The sequence below is a fragment of the Nitrospira sp. ND1 genome (genome assembly GCF_900170025.1).
In the GTDB taxonomy this organism is placed as follows: domain Bacteria; phylum Nitrospirota; class Nitrospiria; order Nitrospirales; family Nitrospiraceae; genus Nitrospira_A.
The window spans coordinates 2,310,851-2,334,991 of the sequence record NZ_FWEX01000006.1 but is presented as its reverse complement, the minus strand read 5'-3'; the positions used below and the strand labels follow the sequence as shown (position 1 = coordinate 2,334,991).

28 protein-coding genes are annotated in these 24,141 nt (G+C 60.0%); all 28 read right to left on the bottom strand.

Annotation, left to right across the window (positions count from 1 at the left end):
* Positions 1-33 precede the first annotated feature (33 nt).
* A complete protein-coding gene (locus NSND_RS15850) occupies positions 34-564 on the bottom strand; it encodes a c-type cytochrome (protein ID WP_080879918.1) in 531 nt (176 codons plus the stop codon).
* Positions 564-1,583, bottom strand: a complete 1,020-nt coding sequence (gene ppk2, locus NSND_RS15845) for a polyphosphate kinase 2 (protein WP_200810587.1) — start codon at positions 1,581-1,583, stop codon at positions 564-566. The genes NSND_RS15850 and ppk2 overlap by 1 nt, the downstream gene beginning before the upstream one ends.
* 86 nt (positions 1,584-1,669) lie before the next feature.
* Positions 1,670-2,029: a DsrE family protein gene (locus NSND_RS15840; protein WP_080879917.1), complete on the bottom strand. Its 360-nt coding sequence runs from the start codon at positions 2,027-2,029 to the stop codon at positions 1,670-1,672.
* Positions 2,030-2,116: 87 nt separating this feature from the next.
* On the bottom strand, positions 2,117-3,532 hold the full coding sequence (locus tag NSND_RS15835; RefSeq protein WP_080879916.1) for a c-type cytochrome: 1,416 nt from the start codon (positions 3,530-3,532) through the stop codon (positions 2,117-2,119).
* Between the two features lie 36 nt (positions 3,533-3,568).
* Positions 3,569-4,204, bottom strand: a complete 636-nt coding sequence (locus NSND_RS15830; protein ID WP_235000279.1) for a c-type cytochrome — start codon at positions 4,202-4,204, stop codon at positions 3,569-3,571.
* A complete protein-coding gene (locus tag NSND_RS15825; protein ID WP_080879914.1) occupies positions 4,201-5,382 on the bottom strand; it encodes a sulfite oxidase in 1,182 nt (393 codons plus the stop codon). The genes NSND_RS15830 and NSND_RS15825 overlap by 4 nt, the downstream gene beginning before the upstream one ends.
* Positions 5,379-5,816, bottom strand: a complete 438-nt coding sequence (locus NSND_RS15820; RefSeq protein ID WP_159450824.1) for an OsmC family protein — start codon at positions 5,814-5,816, stop codon at positions 5,379-5,381. The genes NSND_RS15825 and NSND_RS15820 overlap by 4 nt, the downstream gene beginning before the upstream one ends.
* Before the next feature lie 99 nt (positions 5,817-5,915).
* Positions 5,916-6,761 (bottom strand): c-type cytochrome, encoded by an 846-nt coding sequence (locus NSND_RS15815; RefSeq protein ID WP_235000278.1) that lies wholly within the window; start codon positions 6,759-6,761, stop codon positions 5,916-5,918.
* A gap of 512 nt (positions 6,762-7,273) precedes the next feature.
* Positions 7,274-7,858 (bottom strand): Tll0287-like domain-containing protein, encoded by a 585-nt coding sequence (locus NSND_RS15810; protein ID WP_080879911.1) that lies wholly within the window; start codon positions 7,856-7,858, stop codon positions 7,274-7,276.
* Between the two features lie 122 nt (positions 7,859-7,980).
* Entirely contained in the window at positions 7,981-8,352 is a 372-nt protein-coding gene (locus NSND_RS15805) for a c-type cytochrome (RefSeq protein WP_080879910.1), read from the bottom strand.
* Positions 8,353-8,373: 21 nt separating this feature from the next.
* On the bottom strand, positions 8,374-9,057 hold the full coding sequence (locus NSND_RS15800; RefSeq protein ID WP_080879909.1) for a c-type cytochrome: 684 nt from the start codon (positions 9,055-9,057) through the stop codon (positions 8,374-8,376).
* A 36-nt stretch (positions 9,058-9,093) separates the two neighbouring features.
* The gene (locus tag NSND_RS15795) at positions 9,094-10,419 is read right to left on the bottom strand and encodes a cytochrome b N-terminal domain-containing protein (RefSeq protein ID WP_080879908.1); all 1,326 of its coding nucleotides are present in this window, start codon (positions 10,417-10,419) and stop codon (positions 9,094-9,096) included.
* A gap of 36 nt (positions 10,420-10,455) precedes the next feature.
* Positions 10,456-11,007: a QcrA and Rieske domain-containing protein gene (locus tag NSND_RS15790; protein ID WP_080879907.1), complete on the bottom strand. Its 552-nt coding sequence runs from the start codon at positions 11,005-11,007 to the stop codon at positions 10,456-10,458.
* An 89-nt stretch (positions 11,008-11,096) separates the two neighbouring features.
* The gene (locus tag NSND_RS15785; RefSeq protein WP_080879906.1) at positions 11,097-11,540 is read right to left on the bottom strand and encodes a CBS domain-containing protein; all 444 of its coding nucleotides are present in this window, start codon (positions 11,538-11,540) and stop codon (positions 11,097-11,099) included.
* Between the two features lie 105 nt (positions 11,541-11,645).
* Entirely contained in the window at positions 11,646-11,864 is a 219-nt protein-coding gene (locus NSND_RS15780) for a YgaP family membrane protein (RefSeq protein ID WP_080879905.1), read from the bottom strand.
* A gap of 154 nt (positions 11,865-12,018) precedes the next feature.
* A complete protein-coding gene (locus tag NSND_RS15775) occupies positions 12,019-12,489 on the bottom strand; it encodes a hypothetical protein (protein WP_080879904.1) in 471 nt (156 codons plus the stop codon).
* A gap of 21 nt (positions 12,490-12,510) precedes the next feature.
* Positions 12,511-12,879, bottom strand: a complete 369-nt coding sequence (locus tag NSND_RS15770) for a c-type cytochrome (RefSeq protein WP_159450823.1) — start codon at positions 12,877-12,879, stop codon at positions 12,511-12,513.
* 225 nt (positions 12,880-13,104) lie between these two features.
* The gene (locus NSND_RS15765; protein ID WP_080879902.1) at positions 13,105-13,539 is read right to left on the bottom strand and encodes an OsmC family protein; all 435 of its coding nucleotides are present in this window, start codon (positions 13,537-13,539) and stop codon (positions 13,105-13,107) included.
* 46 nt (positions 13,540-13,585) lie between these two features.
* Positions 13,586-14,002, bottom strand: a complete 417-nt coding sequence (gene rnk / locus NSND_RS15760) for a nucleoside diphosphate kinase regulator (protein ID WP_080879901.1) — start codon at positions 14,000-14,002, stop codon at positions 13,586-13,588.
* Positions 13,999-14,976, bottom strand: a complete 978-nt coding sequence (locus tag NSND_RS15755; protein ID WP_080879900.1) for a universal stress protein — start codon at positions 14,974-14,976, stop codon at positions 13,999-14,001. The genes rnk and NSND_RS15755 overlap by 4 nt, the downstream gene beginning before the upstream one ends.
* A 1,294-nt stretch (positions 14,977-16,270) precedes the next feature.
* Complete coding sequence (locus NSND_RS15750; RefSeq protein ID WP_080879899.1) at positions 16,271-16,810, bottom strand: hypothetical protein; 540 nt, start codon at positions 16,808-16,810, stop codon at positions 16,271-16,273.
* A 4-nt stretch (positions 16,811-16,814) separates the two neighbouring features.
* Positions 16,815-18,536: an alpha-glucan family phosphorylase gene (gene glgP / locus NSND_RS15745; RefSeq protein WP_080879898.1), complete on the bottom strand. Its 1,722-nt coding sequence runs from the start codon at positions 18,534-18,536 to the stop codon at positions 16,815-16,817.
* Positions 18,533-19,807: a glycosyltransferase gene (locus NSND_RS15740; RefSeq protein WP_080879897.1), complete on the bottom strand. Its 1,275-nt coding sequence runs from the start codon at positions 19,805-19,807 to the stop codon at positions 18,533-18,535. The genes glgP and NSND_RS15740 overlap by 4 nt, the downstream gene beginning before the upstream one ends.
* 52 nt (positions 19,808-19,859) lie before the next feature.
* On the bottom strand, positions 19,860-20,336 hold the full coding sequence (locus NSND_RS15735) for a VIT1/CCC1 transporter family protein (protein ID WP_080879896.1): 477 nt from the start codon (positions 20,334-20,336) through the stop codon (positions 19,860-19,862).
* Positions 20,337-20,397: 61 nt separating this feature from the next.
* A complete protein-coding gene (locus NSND_RS15730) occupies positions 20,398-21,012 on the bottom strand; it encodes an ABC-type transport auxiliary lipoprotein family protein (protein WP_159450822.1) in 615 nt (204 codons plus the stop codon).
* Between the two features lie 43 nt (positions 21,013-21,055).
* The gene (locus NSND_RS15725) at positions 21,056-22,018 is read right to left on the bottom strand and encodes an MlaD family protein (protein ID WP_080879894.1); all 963 of its coding nucleotides are present in this window, start codon (positions 22,016-22,018) and stop codon (positions 21,056-21,058) included.
* A 10-nt stretch (positions 22,019-22,028) separates the two neighbouring features.
* The gene (locus NSND_RS15720) at positions 22,029-22,856 is read right to left on the bottom strand and encodes an ABC transporter ATP-binding protein (RefSeq protein ID WP_080879893.1); all 828 of its coding nucleotides are present in this window, start codon (positions 22,854-22,856) and stop codon (positions 22,029-22,031) included.
* A gap of 150 nt (positions 22,857-23,006) precedes the next feature.
* Positions 23,007-24,128, bottom strand: coding sequence for an ABC transporter permease (locus tag NSND_RS15715; protein WP_080879892.1), 1,122 nt, complete (start codon positions 24,126-24,128; stop codon positions 23,007-23,009).
* Positions 24,129-24,141: the final 13 nt, after the last annotated feature.

Here is a 24,141-nt window from a genome sequence, read left to right as displayed (position 1 = left end):
ATCCAGCCCCATTACCGATCGCAATGTTCTCCTTCACAGCCCCCGTTTCCGGCTCCTCGATGCCCCATGCCGCCCATACCTTCCCTTATGCCCCATCCCTCCAGCAGGCCCCATTCCTCTCCCGTGACCATGGCTCTCAGCGAAGGTGCGTTCATACTGGATCACGGCCCACATTTCTTCGTCCGTCAGCTGTCCCGCAAATCCGACCATGCTGGTTCCGGGCGACCCGTTCTTAATCACCCAGAAAATTTCGCCCTCCGTGCGATGGCGCCAAAATCCAGGGCGCTGAAAATTACGGGGGGATGGATTCAGCTGCGACGCCACCGGCCCATCGCCCGCTCCCTCCGGCCCATGACAGTTGGCGCACGTCCCCTTCCCGTGATAGAGGACCTTGCCCCTTTCGACCACATCAGGCGAATCAGGCAATGGACTCTTGAGCGCACGCGCCTCCTCGAGGTGCTCGATCGGGACGCGGGACGGCTGCATATGTTGGGCGACTGCAGGGACACCCGTCACCACGGCCGCCGCCATGATCGCCCATGTGATACTCAGCCGCCTCTGCATCAGAAATCCAATTCCACCATCTTACGATGGAACCGAGTGATGACGTTGGGGTCGGGAGTCAGGCGGATCTGCGCCTCTTCCTTGCCCCTGTACGCCAGAAGGTTGAGCACGTGGCGCAAACTTTCCAATCGCGCGGCCTGCTTGTCGTTCGCTTTGACGATGATCCAGGGGCTGAAAGTCGTATGGGTTTTGCTGAACATTTCTTCTTTGTATCGTGTGTACGAATCCCACAGCTCCTGCGCCTTTTCATCGACAGGACTGAGCTTCCACTGCTTGAGGGGATTCTGCCGGCGCGCTTCGAATCGACTGGCCTGTTCTTCTTTGGAAATCGAGAACCAGAACTTGATGATCGTCACGCCGTCCTCGTAGAGCATGTGCTCGAATTCCGTCACCTGCTGCAAGAATCGTTGATGCTCCTTCTTGCTGCAAAACCCCATCACCGGTTCGACGACGGCGCGGTTGTACCAACTGCGATCGAAAAACACGATCTCACCCTTGTTGGGCAGTTGCCGGATATACCGCTGGAAATACCACTGGCCCCGCTCATCGTCCGTCGGCTTCGGTAACGCGACGACCCGCATGGCACGCGGATTCAAATGCTCGGTAAACCGGCGGATCGTTCCGCCCTTCCCGGCCGCATCCCGGCCTTCGACAAGAATCGCAATACGCTGCCCATCGGCTTGTACCCAGCGTTGAAGACGGACCAGCTCGACCTGCAGCTGCTGCAATTCCTGTTCATACAGCAGCGTCTTGCGCACGTCATCCAGATCGATATTCTTGCTCTTGATCAACTGCAGCAGCCCGCGCCGCGTATTCACGCGCCGCAGATCGTCTTCGGTCAGGGTTCGGCCCACTTCACCGATTAATCCGGTTAATCCGGCCGTCACTCCCCCGGTGGCTTGATCAGGAGCTTGGTACCCGTCTCCCTCCCTCGGCACGGCCGTCGGAATAATCTCCAGGTCATCCGTCTCAAGTCGTCCGTTGTGTTCCGCAATCGAGACCGCGGCTCCTGCAGCCATACGCCCCTTTTTGCCTTTAGCTTTCCTGCCCGCTTGTTCGTCGGATGCCATGCGAATACCCGTCCCCTTCCCACCTATTTAGAACTTTAGAACGCCACGGTCCGGTCGCGCTCAGCCACAGCCTTGATGTAGTCCGGCATGCCTTTGATCACGGCTCCGGCTATGAGATCAGCCTGGCCGATCTGCCTGGCGACGGCACAGGCTCCGCAGACCCAGATGGGAATGTTGGCGGCCTGGACGGCCGCCAACAGGTCTTTCAGCGGCGTCAAATTCACGCCGACGACATGATCCGCCGAGCCCTTTCGCGCTGACGTCACCGCCTCGTTCCACAACCACAACACCACATCATGACCCTGCTCCTTGGCGGTCTTGGCCGCCATGAACGGAAGAGTCGCCATGGTCGGATCGTCTGTGCCCCGACTGCCGGAAATGATAAACGTCGCCACTAACAACCTCCTTCGCTTGCCATTCGTCGTGCGTATCTCGTCGTTCGTCCGGAACGTTTCACGAGATACGTTTCACGCTTCCCGTTCTTACTTCGCCAAACTTCTCACATAGGCAATCAACTGCCAGACCTGCTCATCCGGCAATCCGGCGAACGACATCATGCCGGTTCCAGCCGAGCCGTTCTTGATGATCCAGAACAGTTGCCCGTCCGGAAGATCTTTCATCATTGAGCCGCACGTAAAGTTTCGGGGAGGCGGGATCAAGGCCGCGCCCATGAAGCCTTGCCCGTTGCCTTTGTCGCCATGGCACATTGCGCAGGCCACGGGCTGGGCCGTCTGGAGAAACAGGGTTTTCCCCGCCTTGATGGTCGCATCCGACTGCGGCAACGGATTGGCCTTGGATAGAAACTCTGCCGGCGCCTTCGCCGTTTTCCGAGGCTGCGGGCAGACCCCGCTCGGACCTTCACCGGACCCTGCGGCTGCCTGTGCGACTTCCGCTTGGCCCTTGAAGGTCACTTTCAAATAGGCCATGACATCCGCGACACCCTGTTGACCGATGGTCAGACCCCAATAAGGCATGCTCGGCGATTTTCCCATCGCCGCCCCGCCGTGATTGATCACATTGTAAAGATAGTCGGTCGGCACCTTGTCGAACGGGATGTTCGCATGGATCGCCGGCTTCGGTTCCAATCCGGACGCAGCCGGACCGTCGCCCTTTCCGGTGAACCCATGGCACTGAGCGCAATATTCTTTATAGAGGACCTTCCCGCGATCGGCACTCGCCATCCCGAACTCCGGCGCCGTCCAGGGTTCGTAATACTTGAAGTCCTTGACGCCCTGCACCATCAGGTACCCGATGACGGCACGGAGTTGCGGTTCCGTCGCGTCCGCCAGGAACTCCCCGTTGTGAACCGTGAAATCTTGCGGATTCTGTCCGAACCGGAAGAGCCAATCCTTGTCGTACCGTTGACCGGCCGCTACCAGCGACGCGCTCTGCGGCCCGCCGATCAGCTTGCCGTTCTCCTCGACCAAATGACAGCCGAGACAGGCGTGAGCCTTGTAGGCCATGCCGCCGAACGTCGCATCGAACTTGCTGACCTTCGAGAGATCGAAGGCCCCGACTTTCACCCGCGGGTCTTTATTGTGTTGTTCGAAATACTCGGCAATACCCAGGGCCTCGTCTTCGCTGACCACCGGATGCCGCGTCGGCCCCTCAGACAAATCCCAGCGATATCCCTTTGGATACAGCGGCGCCTCTTTCCCCGTCAGGTAACGAAGCAACCATGAGCGCTGATATTTGCTTCCGGCCCAAATCAGGTCGGGCGCCTTCAAGTTGAAACGCGAATCCGCTTTCCCTTCCAAGCGGTGACAACCGGCGCAATTGTTCTGAATCATCTCCTTGACGCGAGTCTGATCACTGCCTAACAGCAAGCGGGGGAATGAGAACAACCCCACCAATATGACCAACGCGCATCCGACTACCACCGTCCGTCTTCCACCCATGAAACACCCCTTTCTTTCGCCCCACTGCCGTACCGGTCAGCGTGTCGCCAACCAGGCATGAATATCCGCGATCTCCTGATGACTCAGCACTGCGCCCCAGGACGGCATCGGCCCCCGCCCATGGAGCACCGTCTCCCAAAAAGCCCCTTCATTTTTCAGAATCGTATTGCGCGCGAGTTTAGGTCCGGCCCCACCGGACGCTCCTTCACCATGGCAGGCCTGGCAATTGTGCGCATAGAGTCCCGCGCCTCTCGATGCCACACCGGACACCGGCCCCTCAGACCCCTGACGCGGGCCTACCGCAGGCCCGATCATGGCCAACTCTTCTTCAATCGACGGCAGATGGTCCGGCGCACCGGAATGATACCGCGCCGTCACGAATTGCAAGACCATCGCCGCCTCGTCCTTGGACAGATCCGCGCCCCAATGCATCATCTTCTCAACCGTCACTGTCCATCGGTCGGCCGGCAACCGTTGCTGCACGATCAGGTCGGTCGTGTGGCAGACGGCGCAACGGGCATGAATCAATGTCAGTGCTTGACGAGCCTGGGCCGGCTGAATCGTTCCACGGTCATCTTCCTGAGCCGCCGTGATCACCACCCAGCCAAGCAGAGTACAGAGTAATGCAGCGAGCACGAAACCGGAGGTCTTTTTCGCCGTGCTCTGGGTCATGCCGCCACCGTGACGGACAGGCGATCCCATCCGTTCCATAGAAATCCTCCGGGATTCCAAGAGCTCGTCGCCGGTTGCTGCTCCCCCTGCGCATCGGTGGCGCGGCAGAGAATCGCAATAGGCCCTGGCGTGCGGGCATTCCACACAGACTGCCATTGCCGCCAGGCGTAGGGCTGCCCCTCTCCCAATAACCGGGCCTGCTCCCAGGTCTTTCCGTCGTCGCAGGACACTTCAACCTTCGCCACCGGCGCCTCGCCGGCCCAGGCGACACCTTGAATCGTGACCGGCCCGATCCGTACCGTGTCTCCCTCCGCCGGAGCGGCGATAAGCGACTTGACGGGCATCTGCTCGACCGGAACCATCGCGCTTCCCGGCAATCCCGAAGACAGGCGAACGGCCGTTTCCGGAATGCGATAGGCCTGCTGCATGTAGTAGCCGGGCGTTTCATCCGCTCGAACCGTAATCTCGGTCAGCCACTTCATGCAGGACTCCGCCATCCAGCCGGGAGTAATCACCCGCAGCGGCGCGCCATGCAGCAGGGGCAGCGGACGGCCGTTCATTTCATAGGCCAGGAGGGTATCGGGATGGAGAGCCTTTGCGAGGGGGATACTTCGCGTGAACAGCGGCACGGTCGCCAGCGCCGGCCGGTCCGCCCCCTGCAATTGCACGTGGACTCCCTGCGGTTTCACTCCGGCTCGCTGCAACACATCGCGAAGCCGCACGCCGGTCCATTGCGCATTGCCGACCGCTCCGCGTTCCCACTGCACACCGGGCACTTTGGGACGATGGTGCGCGCGTCCGTTTCCGCTGCATTGCAGAACGGCGGTCAGGGTGACGGCCTCGAGTTGTTGTAAGTCTTTGAGGTTGAGCGTCAGCTCCTCTTTGACCAGCCCTTTGACCGTCAGTCGCCAGACATCGGGCTGTACCGTCTCGGCTGAAGGAGGGCCGAAGTGACTGCGCGTGAAAAATCGCTCATTGGGTGTGAGCCAGGAGGCAAATTCCCGGACCGGTGTTTCTGCGTCGAACGGCCTGGTCACTCGTACGGTCAACGGCCCGGTTCCATGCCCCGCCTCACTCCCCTGCGCGGTGGCGATCGCGGTGCCCACGGGCCCAACCACCATACCGATGCCGATTCCTTGCAGGACCGTTCGCAACCATTCCCGTCGGGACACCGTCATGACTTTTCCTCCATAAGATCAGATGCCGTCGCCGGATGGCCGTGCGGATTCAGCTCGATCGCGATAGCGGCAGGCACGACGATCGATTGATGGACCGTGCACCCGTGCGCCACCTTCAGCAGCCGCTCTCTCAGCTCGGGTGTCACTCGATGGGGAAGGCGAATCGCAAGTTGGATCTGCCCGACTCGATGCGGCGCTTCAGCTATCGTCCATTCAGCGTCCACCTTTAGGCCTTCGCGTGAGATATCGTGTCGCGCGCAGAACTGGCCGACAAAGTACCCCACGCAGCTCGCCACCGAACCGACAAACAGTTCCACGGGACTCATACCGGCGTCGGCCCCTCCGTCTTCAACCGGCTGATCCGTCACGATCCGGTGCCGATCGCTCAGGATGTCGTACCGCGCTCCCCCCTGATACGCCACGCTGAGTTTCATTTCGTCCTCCTCCGCTCGCATCTCGTACTTCGCATCTCGTTGTTCATTCCCAGGAGGGATGTGTCATGAGATACGCCTCACGAGATGCGTTGCACGCGTTCAATAGGGTGCATCCGCCGGTTTCTCTCCCTTCGGCCAGTCATTGCCCTTGTCGTGAAAATCCGGGCGTGGTTGGGAGTTGATATACGCCGCTACGTCATAGGCATCCTGATCCGATAGGGCCCATCCTCTGGTGCGAGGCATGTTCGATTTAATGAAGGAAGCGGCTACCGGAATGCGCGCCATCTCCGCGCCGATGTTGTAAGACTGAGGTCCCCACACAGCGGGAGCTGCCATCGTGCCCTGCCCGTCCGCTCCGTGGCAAAACGCGCAACGGGACGTGAAGACCTTGGCACCATTCGCCACATCCGGCGGCTTGGGCGCTTGAATCCGTGGGATGCCACGCCAGGCCATCCGGCTTCCTGCCGGAACATCCTTCGACAACCATTCGATGTAGTCCACGATGGCCCGGAGCTTGTGGCTGTCCGACGGAATCGGCTTGCCGTTCAAGCTGCGTTCAAAACATTCATTGATACGGTCGGCCAATGTCACGACACGCCCGGTTCGCGCGCGATATTCCGGATAGGCCCGCGAGAGCCCGACATAAGAGGCCGAATTGGGATCGAGCCCTGCGTCCAAATGACAATTGGCGCAAGTGAGCCGATTCCCTACGTAGGGTGCGGCGAATTCCTGCGTATGAACGACGAGCTCATAACCCAACCGGATCTGCTCCCCGCGCTGCCCGCCGGGGATGGAATCGGGGGAGGGATGGCTGAAGAGGGCATCGAGCCTGTCCGGCTCGGCTTGACTCATGGCAGACTGTGCGCCGCTGCGTGCTTCCTTCGAATCGACGCAACCTGTCATGAACGCGACGATCACTAGGGCACTGAACAATATGTGTCTCATACGTAGAGGGTCTCGCAAACTGCATACCACGTCGACACGAGCTCGCCTAAGAGAATTAGCTTTTGGCAGGCCCTCAGGGGAATGCATGCCTGCATACTTGACGACAAAAGCCACAGTCCCCCTCCGCCGCCTGCGGCATCGTGCTACAGCGAACTCATACACCACCGTCTTGAATGTGGTGATTAGGGACAGGTTTGTGGAAAAGGATTCAGAATGTTGATTTGATCGTTCTGAGGCGTTATCTGCCCTGTTTCCTCGCGCCGGCCCGGGAGGCTTCGAGGATGGACGAAGGGACTAACGTGATCACCGGCCGATATAACGTCGGTGCCTTGCACTCATCATTCACGCCTCCGAGCATCATGTCTTTGGTGTTCTCGATAATCCTACGCCGCTACGGGGATTCCGGTTCCGGCCACAACATAGGCACGGCCCTACGCAGCCTATGCCGTAAGCCGTAGCCCCCTTCGCAGCGCTCGGATCACGTCGAACAGCTTGATCCATCCTGAGACGAGTCACTCCGAGATCGGAATCGAGATCAGGACCGCGCCGAGCACGTCCCGCATCTTGTAGTCCCGTTTCGGGCTGCGGGGATCGGCGTTATGGCAGCTCACGCACACGGACGACACGGCAAGATCCGCATACAGGGCCTGAAAGTATCGCACGCCTCCCTCGGTCACCGACCCCTTATACGGCTGCTCTGGATGTGCCATGACCGCTTCGAGCGCCTTGCGCTCGAATTCGCCATGAGGCCCGTTTTGTTTGTTGATCGGGTTCAGGCTGATCAAGCGATACCGGACGGCGCTGCCGGTCAGCGTGGCCAGGCTCGATGCCTCTTGAAAGAACTGGGCTGGAAGCGGAAGGGCGCTGAGTTCGCGCCATTTCTCAGAAGACTCGATCACGCCCCTCCGCTGCATCCGCTCCACGACATGGACGGTATAAAATGTGCGATTGGCCTCCAGGACGGAATGGAGATAGTCCATCACCGCTTCAACCGGGACACTGCCGGCCGATGGTGCGCCGGCAAAGCTGGGGCCCCAGCCTCCGAGCAGAGCAACCGCCACAACCAGTCCCCCCGCAAGCTTCTGTGTGATCGACATAACAGCCTCCCTTCATGATGGTCCTCCGGCCAAGAGACGACCACCGGGTACAGTCTTGTGATACTCTTCTTCGAACCACCAGCAGGGGAGGTCGAGATCCGCTGTTGTGCCCTCCTCGAACCTCATGACTTGAGCGAGCGGATGTAGGCGATCAAATCCGACAATTGAGGTTCTTCAAACGCTCCCTCATACCCGGTCATGGCCGTACCGGGCCGCCCCTCCAGAATCACCTTCCGCAGTTGCGCATCGGTCTTTGACTGGGTCCCCTTGGCGGTAAGATTGGCGGGCGGCGGCGACAGGTAGGCCGCCATGTCGCTGTCGCCTTTGCCCGTCGGTCCATGGCAGTTCTGACAACTCTCCAGATAGATCTTCTTCCCGGCCTCGGGATTCGACTTTCCCTCAGCCCCTCCCGCGGCTCCGCCCATGACAATGTTCGCTACCATCAACAGGAGTCCTCCGCCCGCGACTGTCGCCCGGCGACCTGCATCGTTCATCGTTCCCTCCTCTCACTCAACCTATTTGAATGTCATCATGTATGCGGTAATGGCGTAAATGTCCTCATCCGGCAGCGGCGGCTTAGGGATATAGGCCCCGCTGTCCGGCTCGAAATCGTTGGGGTTCAGGTTAAAACGGTAGACCCAATCCGCGTTTAACCGCTCGCTCAATTTGATGAACGAGGTACTGGACGTTCCTCCGACATACCCCTTCGGCGTACCGGCCGGCGTGTAATGACAATTCTGGCATCCATGCTCCTGATAGAGCTTGCGTCCCCTCGCCATTTGCTCCGCCGTGCCTGCCTTCATCACACCTTCCTTGATACGAGGATCCTTCCGCGTAGCCAGAAACGCCGCCGCCGCTTTCGCCTGATCGAGGGGCAAGGCAAGGTGTCGCTTCTTTCGATCCGGGCGAAAATCGTAGCCGACGGGATAGTGCTTGAAATCGGGATTCTGGAGCCAGTTGACGAGCCACGCTGGCTGATACTTATTACCGGCCCAAATCAGGTCCGGTGCCTTCTTGGTTTTGCGGGCTGCGACCGGACCTTCGATTCGATGGCAGGCCGTACAGGTGTTCCTCACAAATTGTTCGCCCGCTTGCTCGCCCTTTGCCGCAACGCGAGTGACCGCAACCGCAAAGACCGTCGTCATCCCAACTACGAGCGCCACAAGAAGGCCGCCACTACGCCAGACGTCGGTCATCATCGCTCCTTTCCGTTCTCTGCCCGCATTAGACACACCCTAACTCTCCCGCTTCAAACTCAGCATGTAGCTGGTCAAGTCATTGAGCTGTTGGTCGGTAAGCGGGAATTTCGGCATAAACGATCCCGGCGAGACGGATTGCGGATCGCGGAAATGCTTGAGATGCCACGCCCGATCCGGTCTCGCGTCTCCGATCGTAGACAGGTCGGGGGCGACGGCGCCTCCCTCACCATGGATGCGATGACAACCGGCACAACCGAGCTGGGCATAGATCGCTCGTCCCTGGACGACGGCCGGATCGGTTCTCGGCACAGCGTAGAGATTCTTGAGCGAGATGCCTAAGAGACCGAAGACGACGAACAGGAAGAGCAGGCCGCTGCCCAAGGCCACCGGCCGCCGGATGGGATTGCGCACCGGGTTACGATCGATGAACGGCCAGCACAACATGATCAGAATCACAGACAGAGGAAGAACCCAGGTCGCCAACGGTTCAAGCGGCCCATGCACGTACTTGAGCAGCTCGTAGTAAAACAGAAAGTACCATTCGGGGACCGGCACGAAGCTCGTATCGGAAGGATTAGCCTTATCCGTCAGGGGCAGAGGAATGCTCAAGGCCAGCGCGGCGACCGTGAGAAACACCAGGGCAATCACCACCGCATCCATATAAACCTGCCGGGGAGCGAAGGTCTCGCTGCCCAGCGACGCGCGATCGTCGGTCCAGGGTCCGGCCGGCCCTACCCGTCTCAACACGAACAGATGCAGAGCGATCCCACCGATCAGGATGGCCGGAAGAAACAACACATGAATCGCAAAGAACCGCGACAGCGTCAATGCGCCGAGGATTTCTCCTCCTCGCAAGACCCGGGAGAGAAAATCTCCGATGAGCGGAACCGTGCCCACCATGTTGATGCCGATCTGAGTCGCCCAATAGGCGGTTTGATCCCAGGGCAGCAAATAGCCGGTAAACGCGAAGGTCATCACCACGAGGAACAGCACCACCCCGACCATCCACATCACTTCGCGCGGCTTTTTGTACGCGCCATAGAGAAAGGTCTGGAGCATATGGAGACCGATCGCCACGACCATCGACGACGCGCCCCAATGGTGGAGCCCGCGCACGAACCACCCGAACGTGACCTCGGTTTCAATGAATCGGACGCTGTCGTAGGCGTGATCCGGCGTCGGAGCATAATAAAGCGCGAGGAACATGCCGGTGGCGGCCTGAAGTACGAACAAGAACAACGTGACGGAGCCGAAGACGTAAATCCAGCTGGCTCCGCCCGGAATGGGTTCGTCGAGCAGCGTGCGCTGCACCGGTTTCAGGTTCAACCGACGGTCGAACCAATCGTATAGGCGAGAAGACATTCAACTCCCAGATCTCGGCAATGAAACCATCGCCGCTCACAACTCCACACTCTGTGGAAGGCCCGATTTAAAGTCTTGATACATGACGAGGAGCCGGCCTCCCTCCACTTTCGACGGGAGTACGTCCAGCGGACGCGGCGCGGGTCCGCCCAACACCTGACCGTTGATGTCATAGGCGCTCCCGTGACAGGGACAGAGGAACTTCTTTTCCGTATCGTCCCAGCGGTACCCGCATCCCAGATGCGTGCAGATGGGGGAGAAGACCTTCACCTCGCCTTGCGCCTGCTTCACCGCCCATACCGCCTTCTGGGACTTCGCTTCCAGCCAGCCATCGCGGACGGTGGTCACATGATCCAATTGGGTAGGGCGCCCCGCGGGCAACGTATCCACCGGGCCGACATCGACCCATTCACGTTTGCGTCGCATGAAGGCCGGTGACACCAGCGAGCCGAGCAGTGGCACAGCCAGCCCCACCCCGACCACAGCGGCAGCGGCAACCGTCACCCAGTGAAAAAATGTCCGCCGCGACCCGACCGGAGTCGACAGCCCTGCCCCTTCACAGCTCTGTGTGTCGTCGGAATAACTCACGTTCGTAATCCATCATGTAGGGTGATTCCGGGCAGGAGAGGAGGCGGCAGCCTATTCACTCCCGCCCCCTCCGCCATTCGCAACTTGATTCAGACCGTCTGGTTCTCAATATCCAGCCCCAGACCGATCCAGGCCCGCAGCAAATCGTGTCGGGTCAATGTGTATCTGATCGTGCCGTCCTTCTCGACGGGCAGATTGAGCAAACGCTTCTCTTCCATCATTCGAACCGCATCGTCGATCGATGTCTCCGCCGTCACGGTAATCCGATCCTTGACCATAACCTGTTCTGCCGTCAGCTGATTGAGATCCTGGTTCGACCTCAGGGCTTTCAATAGATCGAATTCACTGATGAACCCGATGTACTGTCCCGCGTCATCGACCACCGGCGCCCCGGGTGTATGACTCGTCAGCAACTCCACCGCGATCGCCAATGCGCTTTGGTTCCGGTGAATGCGCAATTGGTTCGTCCCTACAATCTGTCCGACCGTCTTAAATCCGCCTACCGGCACACCCGGTCTCGCCATCGTCGTCATCCTGTCCTCCTTCGCGCTACTCCAGTGACGGAATTGCCACCGGCACTCTCCACACTGCCTATGATCACCCTGCGCACACGCCACTTCACCGCAAAACCTGTTGGGTCAGGATTTTTTACCTGCGTCGATCGGGCAGGTGTTGACCCCCAACAGAGTCCATACCGGACAAAACCCGATGGCGCCGGTGACCAGCGCAATCGCTCCCATGGCCAGCGCAACCCCCATCCCCACGGGAGGCAGCCCGGCGAAAACACCGATTCCGATCAACAAGACCCCCAACACGATCCGGACCGGCCGTTCGATTCCACCAACATTGCATGCCATCACAGCACCTCCTTCATTCTTTTGAAGCCGTCAGTTGTCAGCGCCAATCGGGCGACTGCCTCCGATCATCCACCCCTGTGCCAAACCAGCTCTTACTCGGTAGGAGTCAGCTTCATGAAAAAGGATTCGCTCCGGATAGCCTGACAGCCGACCGCTACTTTGCTGTCGCAAACCGATACATGTCATGGCAGGCGGTGCAGCGCGCCGTCATGCTCGACAGACGATTGAGAATTTGGACGGAAGATTCCCCCTGCGCAATGCCGTCAGCCAGATGATCCATATCCTTGTGGATCGACATGCCCATTTGCTTAAACGGCAGGGGGAGTTTCAACATGACGGCGGGATTGACGTCTGCCGCCATTGCCATACCCGCTGAGCGGGCTGCGGCTTCTGCGGCCTTGAGGTTTTGGTCCGGACTCCCCAAGACCGTCACGACCCCATGCACCGACTTAAGCAATTGCCGCATCTCTGTCAGGATCAGATCCCGCTCCGCCGGCGCCAGGAGAATTTCCGTGCGCCCGTCGGCCCCCGGCCTGGTATGCCCCTGGACGAACAACGCCACAATCACGCCCACCGTGACCATCCATAACACCGCGGTTCCCAGCCCAAGTACACGCCAGTTCATGAGGCACTCCTTTCCATTCGGCTACGGCAGCGTGCGATTGGCGTGACTCCCGAGCACTCGTACGTAGGCGGTCACGTCACTGATCTCTTCTTCGGAGAGGACGAATTTCCAGGCTCCCATGGCCGTATCCTTCCGTCCGTCGTGAATCGCTTTCATAAGGGATTCATCTAACTTGCTTTGCACGGCAGGAGAGCTGAGATCGGCGACCGGAGGATTAAACTTCATATAGGCGTCGCCCTTCCCATCGACTCCATGGCAACGGATACAGAGATTGGTATAGAGCACCTTGCCTTTGGCCACATTCCCCCCGGCCGCATACGAACCGCTGCCGACCGCCGCAATGAGGAGCATCGACAGGAGAACCGGACCGGTGACTCTGGCGTTCATCATCGTCTCCTTTGTAAGGAGCTGCCGCACACCCGTGGCACCCCACATACGACGATGAGAATGCGATCCTCGTGCCAGTCGGACAGGAAGGGACAACCAAGTGAAATGAGAGAAACAGGGTGAGAGTAACCGATTCGCGGAAAAACTCGACGCCCAGCCGGGATGGCCGTGGAGAGAATCACCCCACCACTCGATCCCGGCTGGCGCAAGATGCCCCAATCCGGAGCGTCAGGAGATGGTGGGCTCTAGGGCGATACGCGTTTTCATCGAATTCGAGATCAGGCAGTTGGCTTCCGCCTTCTCGATGAGCTCCTTGGCTTTCGCCGCATCGCTTCCCGACTGAAGCGCAATCTGCGGACGCAACGTAATCACGGTGACCTGAAACTTTCCCTCTACGAGTTCCAACCGTCCTTCCGCCTCACAGTGGTACGACGTGAAGGTCAATCCGGCCCGTTCGGCGACCGCCAAAAATGTCGTCATCAGGCAGATATTGGCCGACGCCACATACAAGTCCTCCGGCGACCAAATCCCCTCATGTCCTTTGAACTCCGGAGGTGTCGCCACCTGGATATCCGGTTTTCCTTCGCAGGTAATCGTTCCTTTTTTCTGTTCCGTCCATTTCACTGCCGTACGATACGTATAGACCTTGCTGCGAACTTCCATCGATTCCTCCGGTATGGTTCATACTGTGTGGACTACAGCCTACCTGCTATAGGTGATAATGCCCTGCGGCTTCGGGTTGGTACAAGACGTCCTTGATGCGCACGGTTCGCACGCCCGCCGGCACGGGCCAGTCCACCGTCTCACCCGCGCGCGCCCCCAACAGAGCCGTCCCGATCGGCGCAAGGATCGACAGCTTCTTCTCCTGGATACCGGCATCGGCAGGAAATACCAGCGTATAGACAGTTTCCATGCCGGTCTCGACGTCTTCGATCCGGACTTGGGAATTCATCGTGACCACATCATGGGGAACGGCGGATGGGTCCACGACATGGGCGCGATCGAGCTCATTCTCCAAGCTCTCCAGATGATCCCTGTCCCGCGCCTCAATGCTGATACGAGCCCTCAGGACATCTCTCAGACGGTTCAAATCGAATTCGGTAATATAGATATCGCGCTGGTTCATGGCTGTGCTCCCTTAATTTCCGTCTCTCTCATCGCTTGCGGCACTACCCGGCGGTGGCCTGCGGCGAATTTCGGCGTCTTGACCGTTAAGACCGGACAGGTTGCCAGGCGCAACACCGCCTCCGACACGCTTCCGAACCGTTGCGCGGAGACACCGCGGCGGCCATGGGTCCCCATCACGATCAGATCGGATCGATGGCGTAACGCAGAGGCGAGAATCGCATCGGAGGCAATGCCTCCTGAAATCTCGACGTCGGCCGCCAATCCGAACGAGGTCACGAGGGTCTGGAGTTCCGACAGTTGCCTGTTCCAATGGTCTCGTTTTCGCGCCTCCTGTTCGACTACACCGAGGCCGCAATCCAGGTCGTAGCAGACCGGTTCCAACACATGCATCAACGTGACTGTGGCGCCGAGGCCGTTGGCGAGTTGAATGGCATATTCGACGGCATCCAGCGAGGGACTCGAAAAATCCAGCGGTGCCAGAATATGCCGGATGTGTACCTGTCTGCCTGCCGCGGACGGCCTGCCCGCTTCTTCACGCAACCCTGGTACCGCGAGAACCGGACAGGGCCCTTCTGTCACGACCCGTTCCGCCGTGCTGCCGATCAGCCCATACAGCAAGTTGGTTCGGCCCTGGACGCCCAGCACGACAAGCTCCGCCCCCTTGTCCTTGGCAGCCAGACCAATGTGCTCTGCCGGGTTCCCCAGAACCAGCCGCACCTTGACTGAGACGCCACGCCGCACCAGATCGTCACGCACCTGCTCCAACTGCCGCGCAGCCTCCGCTCGCACCTGTACAACCGCGGCAAGGGATTCCGCCTCGGCGCTCGACCGGTGGGGCGTCTCGATCACATGCAGGACCTCCAACGTGGCTCCCCAGTGGGAGGCGAGATAGATGGCATAGTCCTGCGCACAGGCCGCGCCATCTGAAAAATCGGTCGCCAAGAGGATCCGTGTCATCAGTGGCTTAGTCATGATAGCTCCTCTGAAACGGTTGGGCGACTGTTCCCATGGAGGCGACCGGTCTCCGGCAAGCGGCGTCGGATGGTCGATCAAGGAGCGGTGCGCGTGGGTGATGGCAATCTGAACGCAGACGGTCAACGGCTGATAGCGCCTTCACGAGCAAGACAAATGCCAGCACCTCTCCCGTTCATCCGTTGGTCTCTCGCTTATTTTCTGGGCAGGTATAAGACAGAGGGCCCCGATTCCAACTCCCCACTGTTGCCATTTGCAGCAGAGGCCCTCCTTGCCATGAGGCAATACACCCCGCCACGACGAGATCCCATCGCCTGGTCGCACTGTGCCGGTGCGTACGATTCCGATCTACACAACCTGCGCTTCATCCTCTTCCTCACGATATCCCTGTCGTCCGGTTCTCAACCTCCGACGTCTCGAACGGCGTTCTTGCCATGTTTCACGGGCCTCCTCAGTAATCCGACCCGTTTTTCATCGAGGAAGGACAGCCACAGCATTGTCCCCCACACCACACAGGTGATCCCTCCCACTGCCAACATCACAAGCATGTCGTCACCCCTTTTCGCTCGGCCGCTCGATAAAGGCCAAGCGAGCCCCTAACTAGCCAGGACTATTCATGAATGCCGTCGCGAGGCGTTTGAGATCGAGGCCCGCGGGGCGACAGGACCGGACGACGGAGCAGGCATTCAGGAACAGTCCGGGATAGGAGTCTGTCCGAGTCATCCTTCGTTGCGAGGGGAAGGAGCTGCTGGGAGATGCGAGACCGCAGGCACGAAAAATCCGGAGGCGTATTCGCTGGAATACGTCGAGGATTGTTTCGGGCCAAGAACGACGCAGATACCGGCAGCTCGTTTGCCGCAGCAGAATGGTATTACTCGGACAGACTCCTAAGATGGATTCAGCAGAGACAAACCCCAGAAGACCATCACCCCCATTGCGCCAACGACCGACAACAGCAGCAGCGTGACCGGCACGATGGTACTCAGTTTGTTCATCTCGTTCACCTTTCATGATCCGCCCGAGACGGGATCCTCGTCGCCCCGCCCCGTCACGATGTCACTGTAGCAGCAGAACATGAATCGACGATGAACGGAGCATGAAGAATTCATCCATGAATGTTTCTTCATGGAGGCTTCATCCGCACTGCATATCGGCCTGTTACCAAGCGCCGGAAAGTGAGTCGTTGGAAGACGTGATACAGCAGGCGGTGACGGCCTCTGTTGCTGGTGCCGCTCTCCATTCCGCGCTGCTGATGTTCACGGTGATGCAGACACCGTCAATCAGGCAGGGCCTATTACCCCCACGACAACGTGCTCGCACGCACGACCTGGGTCAGCCCCCACAGCAGAAAGAGCCCATAGACCGTACCGAAAAACCAGGGGAAGCTGATCGCGCGATGCGCCCACCATTGGCGATGTTGCCGGAACGCCCAGGAGGGCTCGAAGAAGCGCGGCTCATTCGTGTCCTCGACGATCGTTTCACGATGTTCGCGGAGTCGATAGAGACTGTTCACCGGCTTTCGTTCCCGCCATTCAGGCATGGTCTCGATGCCCCGTAGCTGCCACTCCCAGAGCGCATTTTGCCCGGAGAACCGCCCGAGCACGATCGCCATCTGCACACTCATGAGAATCCCGATGATGCTGAACAATACAATGATGAGGGTAAAGGGAAGCGCCAGCGATTCCCGCGACACCAGCAACCCGATCACCGCGACAAAAATCGAATTGGCGGTCAGATAGTCCGACAGCATCGTGTGATAGTCCCGCACGCCGGACGTCCACAACGTCAATAGATGCGCATAATCGGATCGCAACACATCTTGATCCAGGGCCATCACTTTAGGCTCCATTGACGTCTTGTCCGACCAGCCGATACGCATTGCGCAGATACTGCCCCACCATGCGCTGCGTGTTGAAGAACGCCCCGTTCACGGCAATCGCATGCTTCATGATCTCGATGAACCCCTCCCGGTCCTTGTAAAAGCAAGGCATGACCCGCTGCTCAAGCTTGTCGTACAGAGCCCGGGCATGGCAGGCCTCCATGTCCTCCGCGGGCGACACACAGGCCTCGATCTTCTCGCCGATCGACCAGCCCGTGACCCCTTCGATATGCCCCTCGACCCACCAACCGTCCAGCACGCTCAAACTCGGAACCCCGTTCATCGCCGCCTTCATGCCGCTCGTACCGGAGGCTTCCATCGGCGGGAGCGGCGTATTCAGCCACACATCCACGCCGGCGCAGAGGAGACGTGCCAGCGTCATGTCGTAATTGGCAAGATAGGCCACCGATAGCTGCCCACGCATGCCGTAAATGCGATGGATCATGTCTTTGCCCGCCTGATCCTGCGGGTGCGCCTTTCCCGCAAAGACGAATTGAATCGGGCCTGCCTCTTTCAGGAGCCGCCGCAACCGTTCGACATCGTGAAACACCAGGGTCCCTCGCTTATACGCAGTCGCGCGGCGGGCGAAGCCGATGGTGAGGACATCGCGATCGAATCCCGCGTTGGTCTGACGGTTCACTTCGTCCACCAAGGCCAACTTGGCATCCTGATGGGCCCTCCAGATTTCAGCGCCGGGAATACTGATGGCGTAACGAAGCGATAATTGATCGTATCGCCAGTCGGGCAAATGACGGTCATAGAGGCTTTGAAACGAGGGCGCGGTCCAGGTCACGGCATGCACGCCGTTGGTAATGGAATGGATCGGGTAGCCGGGATACAAGGAGTGGGACACCTCTCCGTGCCGCATGGCGACGCCGTTGACGAACCGGGATCCTCGCAAGGCCAGCAAGGTCATGTTCAACGCGCCCTGGTGCTGGCAGGCCTGCACGAGATCGCATCGCCGACTCCCCAACACCCGATGCGCGAGTTCCACTGGAAACTGGTCGTGACCCGCCGGCACCGGAGTGTGCGTGGTGAACACGCACTGTTCCCGCACCTGCTCGATCACCTCCGGCGGCACATCTCCGTTCCGCGGTTCCGTCCCGATGGCCGCCTCGATCAACGCCAGGACCAGCAGCGCCGCATGCCCTTCGTTGAGGTGGTAGCGAAAGATGTTCCCGTACCCCAACGCGCGCAGGAGAGCGAACCCCCCGAACCCCAGGATCATTTCCTGGCACAAGCGGTAATGCGAGTCCCCGCCGTAGAGCGTATCCGTGATGGTCCGATCCCACGGGCTGTTTTCGGGCAGATCGGTATCGAGCAGATACACCGGGACGGTATGGCCCGACATGCCGGTAACGTGATGCCGCCAGGCACGCACGTGCACGGTCCGGCCCTCGATTTCGACGGAGACTCGCGGTTCCATCGGTTCGGCGAAATCGTCGACCGCCCAGGCCACCGGCTCCTCCGACTGCCACCCCTTCTGATCGAGCCGCTGATAAAAATAACCCCGCCGATGGAGCAGTGTGACACCGACCATCGGCACACCCAGATCGGCCGCGGAACGAATGGTGTCGCCGGCCAGCACCCCGAGTCCTCCCGAGTAGGTCGGCATCAACGGATTCAAACCGATCTCCATGGAAAAATACGCCACGAGGGTGTGGCTGTTCTGCCGGGTCATGAGGCCTCCAGCACCTGCTTGATCAGCCGAAGCTCATCGCGCACCAGCCGCGGCATGAGAAAATGCCGGCGCACATGTTCACGCCCGGCCCGGCCGAACTCTCCACGTTCGCCCGGTCGCTGCAGCAGATGGAGCAGCCGCTCCGCGCAGGCTTCCACACTGTCGACCAAATTCTTCTGAAAGGGCTCGGGGAATTGCATGGGAATGCCTCCGGTATTCCCCGCCACCACCGGTTTTTCCTTCCATAATGCTTCGGATACGACCAACCCGAATCCCTCCCGCAAGGATTTCTGGATCACCACATCACAGCCGCGCTGGAAGGCGTTGACCTCCATGCTCCCCACGCCGGCGAGATTCGTAAAGACGAACAGGTCCGGGTCCTTCGCGGCTTCTTCCTCGACTCGGTCCAGAATCTCCCAGCCCTCCGGATCGTCGCCTGCCATCGCGCCGATGAGTACCAGTTGTACGGCTGGAATGGCCTCTTTCACGAGGCGGTAGGCCCGGACGACCCCGAGCGGATCCTTCCAGGGATCGAACCGCGACACCTGCAACAGCAACGGCCTCCTCGGATCCACCCCGGAGTCCGCGATCGCGCGCCGACACAAATCTTCCGGCAAGTCCATATTCTTCGTGGCCAGGGGGTCGATGGCCGGGGCGATGAAGGCCACCCGCTTCGCTGCCAATTGGGGCAGCACGAACTGGCTCATGGTGAAGACGACCGCCTCATACTCTTCGAGCAACGGGCGCAAAAACTGACTGACCTCTTTGTCAGGCGCCGAACTGTCGATATGGCACCGCCAGATCCATTTGGCATCGCGGGGCCCGGCAAAATGTCGAATAGCCGCCGGCTGCGGGTCGTGCACGATATACACATCGTAGTCATTGCCGAGCGCCTTGGCGCTGCGTTCATTGACCTTGAGGTACAGGTCCTGCGCCGCTTTCCCCAAGCCGTAGTGCCCGCCTTGCAGTGCGTTATGGAACGCCTTGGTGATGGCAAAAAAATCCGCTTCGCCATGGATCAAGCGCCAGTCCGCCTGCACACCGAGCGCCTGTAACATCGGCACATACCGCGCCAACAGTTCCGCCACGCCCCCGCCGGCCGCCGTAGAGTTCACATGACAGACTTTGACGCCCTGCAGTTCTTTCGCGAGCGTCCTCAGCTCCTCATAGGCCTCCTCGCTCATCAGCTTTCGGTACCCATCCAGATTGGCTTGTATCGATCCGCATCGTCGTCCGATGCCGACTTTCGGCAACTGCGTCTTCAATTCCATTGTCCCTGAATCTCCCTCATGCATCCGTCTCCGAACTTCTATCGCTGCTCTTCTACCCGAACGTCACGCGAACCCAATCACCAAGGTAGTGCGTGATCGCGACCACACAGAGTCCGATCACGACATGCTCCCCGATCACCTTCCAGGGCGGGACCCGTTGCGCGCGCGCCAGCGCATAACTGAGCACCGCCAACAGCGACAACCCCCAGACGAGGCTGGCCGCTACAGCCAGATCCAACGGCATGAACAACACCGGAACCGCAAAGGTCGCGGCAATCACGAACTTCGCCGCGAAGGTCGCCAGGGTCGATTCCCAAATTTCATTCGTATTCCCATGATTCTTGGATTCCTCCGCGATGTGGATGCCCAACGCATCGGACATGGCGTCGGCGACCGCAATGGTGAGCAGCCCGCCCAGGACCACGGACTTCGAATGGGTGCCCGCATGCAGTCCCACCATCAACCCCAACGTGGTGATCACGCCGGAGGTGAGTCCGAAGCTGAACCCGATCTTCAACGCGGTGCGCATACCCCATACCTTGTCATCGCGACAGACCGTCTTAGACGGTGCGGGTCGTCGGAGTCGAGGATCAACAGGCGTCCTTCCCCGCGCCTCGCAGACAAGACGCGACCCAGTCATTCAGCGTCTCGAGCAGATGGGTCACGGCACGATTGGCCGCCTGAACACCTCCATAGGCATCGTCGCTCGAGGTCGGTTCGAGGACCTCAAAACTCCGGACTCCCAGCACGCGTTGCTCCTTCATTTCGAGCAATTGCGCGCGCAACTGCAATCGAGTCCGACTCGGTGGCTGAAGAAACTCTTGCTGCAGCAACAACTCCGAGGTGTCCAGCCGATAATCACCCCGGACTACCGTAGGCATGGACACCACCACACGCCAGAGGCCGGTGGCCTCCAGCGAGCGGACCAGCAAGGGCGCCAACATTCGCGCCGGGGCATCGACCCAGACGTTGGTGGCGTAATAACTCACTTCATACGGCCGTCGCAGGTAGGCCATCCGCGGCTGCTCAAATCCGGCCTCCGCCTGCGGCAACCCGACGACCAGCACACCGTGGATTCCCGGTTGTGCGGCGCGCACACCCGCACTCCAGGCGGACTCATCGAGAGTCAGCAGAAAGGTATGGACCGGATTCTCTGTGGATCGAGGCAACACGCAGGCAGCGAGCGCGCATGACAGCGTGACCATGCCGACCCATGATATCGCACGCCGGATTACCACTCGGTTCCCCTCATTCCCCCGGGCCTTTCGGCTGGGAGGATCGGCCCAGGACCAGCACATTCGGTTGCCGCTCGACCTGCTGCGCCACACGATTCAAGGTGGCGGTCAGTTGCCGGAGCTCCGTGACGAGCAGCCCCGTATCGGCCAGCGTCTGCCGCGAAAACTGTTCGATGCCGGGCCGACTGGCGCCGACCATCTCTCCGACCGAGCGGCTTGTCCGCGATAAGTCTTCCGTCATCTGCTGCAATCCGGCCGCGCTCCTGCTCAGGCGCTCCACCAGCGCGGGAAGCTGTTTACCGAGTTGCTCCGTCATACGCGCCGACTGATCGGCCGCCTGCACCGCCTGCTGAACTCCGCGGTCCATCTGACCGCTGCGCTCCGCCAGCACTTTTGTGACCTCCGACAGATCTCTCAGGATCTGCTTCAAGACCGTACGATTCTCTTCATCCAGCGCAGAAGCAGCATTTTGGGCCAACCCGTTCAGATTGGCCACGAGGGTCGACAGGCCTTGATCCGACAACAGTTTCGCCAGCGTCCCGTCCAGACGACCGAATAACGAGGGCACGCTCTTGATGACCGGATAGTCTTGCCCGGCACTCGGCGTCAGGAGAGGCGCCTCCCGGGTACCACCCGTCAAATTGAGCGTGACCAAGCCCGTGAGCCCTTGCGTGACCAGCACAGCCTGCGTATCGGTCTTGACGGGTGTCCCGCCGACAATGTCCAGAGTCACCCGCACCTCTTCGGCATTCTCAGGGTTGAGGATGACTTGTTTCACACGCCCGACATCCACCCCGCGATACTTCACGGTCGAATCGACGCTGAGTCCGGCGACGGACTCACGCGTATAGACATAATACCGATCGTAGATCCCGCGATAGTCGGTTTTGCCCAACCAGAAAATCGCACCGAGGATCGTGGCGCCCAGCAGGACGACGAACGCGCCGACCAGGATATAGTTCACCTTCGGTTCCATCCGCCACCTCTCAATCCCGATGCAGTCCCGTTCCGGAATGATTCAGATGGGCTGCACGCCCTCGGGGACCGTGGAAATAGCTCCGGATAACGGGATCGTCCGAACGGGCCAGCGCGTCCATCGTTCCCAACCCGAGCACCTGCCCTTCACCCAGCACCGCCACCCGATCCGCAATGCGCCACAACGAATCCAGATCGTGCGTCACCATCACAACGGTCAGACCCAACAATCGTTTCAACTCCAGAACCAGATCGTCGAATCCGGCGGCAATCATCGGATCGAGTCCGGCCGTCGGTTCGTCGAGAAACAGCAGCTCCGGATCCATAACGATCGCACGGGCCAGCGCCGCGCGTCTTCTCATCCCGCCGCTGAGCTCACTCGGGAATTTGATCGCGCTGTCCGGAGGTAATCCGACCAGGGCGATTTTGAGCGCCACGATATCCCGAATCGCTTCAGCGCTCAACGGCGTATGCTCACGAAGCGGCACCGCCACGTTTTCCGCCAGGGTCATGGAACTGAACAGGGCGCCATGCTGGAACATCACGCCGAACCGCCGATGCAGCGGGCTTCCGTTCGAATGTGTCAGCTGACGACTGTCTGTGCCCAACAGACGAATCGTCCCCGTCGTCGGAGCCAGCAATCCGATGATTTCTCGCAGCAACGTCGATTTCCCGCAACCGTTGCCGCCCGCAATGGCGAACACCTCGCCACGCACGACCGTGAGACTCACATCCCGATGCACGACCGCCGTGCCGAACCGCGTCGAGACATGGCTGACTTCGATCACGGGGACGCCAATCTGCGCTGCTGTTGCGAGCGTGGAAGGCAACTCGTGCATACGCATCCTCAAACCTTCAGCTCCACGGGATGTTCAAAATGGTTTCCTGCGAGGCCGCAGCAAGCAAAGAGCCGATGCGTACCCTTGTGGTACGTTGAGGCTCTGCGCGACGCGAGAACGAACCAGGGAACCATTTTCAACATCCTGTATCTACAGGTCCCACCAGTTGAGCAAAATGCTGCAAATCGCATCGAAGATGATGACGAGAAAAATACTTTGCACCACACTGATCGTCGTATGCCGCCCCACATCATCCACCCCGCCGCGAATCTGGAACCCCTGATAACAGCCGACCAGCGCGATGATGACAGCAAAGAAGGGCGCCTTGCCGAGACCGATGAGCATATGTCGTAGCGCCACGGCCTCATCGAAGCGCGAAAGAAAGGCGGTGAAACTCACGTTGAGCTGATTCGACGCGATCAACATGCCGCCGAAGACACCCAGCACATCGGCATAGGCGGTCAGGAGCGGCAGCGCCACGACCAACGCGAGGACCCGCGGCAACACCAACAGCTCGATCGGCGACAGGCCGAAGGTTTGCAGCGCATCCAATTCCTCAGTCACCTTCATCGTGCCGATCTGCGCCGCATAGGCCGACCCGGACCGCCCGGCGATCAGAATCGCCGCAATCAACGGGGCGATTTCCCGCAACAGCGAGATACCCACCAGATCCACGATAAAAATATTCGTCCCGAACTTCCGAAGCTGCTCGGCGCCCTGGTACGCAATCACCACGCCGATGAGAAACGTCAGCAGCCCGGTGATCGGCAACGCATTGACCCCGTCCAGCCGGAGGCTATTCAGGCAACTGCGCCAACGCATGCGACCGGGCGACGCCACCAAACGAACCAGCGCCGTCGCACTCTCCCCGAGAAACTCCAGCGCCCGGGCACCCTGGGCGACACGATTTCTGATCGACGTCCGAAACCGCTCAGTCCCGTTCGACCGCGAGGCGACCTCAGCCACAATCGCGCCCCAATTGGACGACACCAGGTTCATCAGCTGCGCATAGTCCGGCCGAAGGCCTTCGATCGAGACCTCGCAGCCCTGGCGTCTGGCTTCCATCAAGGCGCGATACAACACGACCGCACCGCCGGTGTCGAACGCCTCGATCCCGCTCGCCTCAAAGACCAGCGCACTTCGAGCAGGCCAGACCATTCCTCTGAGCGCACGTTCGACCGGCGCCACATCGGGCATGGTCCAGGCTCCCCGACAACGGAGGGTCCGGCCCTCCAGCCACGTCACACCGGCCGGCTGCTGCTGGTTAGCCATTAGTTGACCGCGC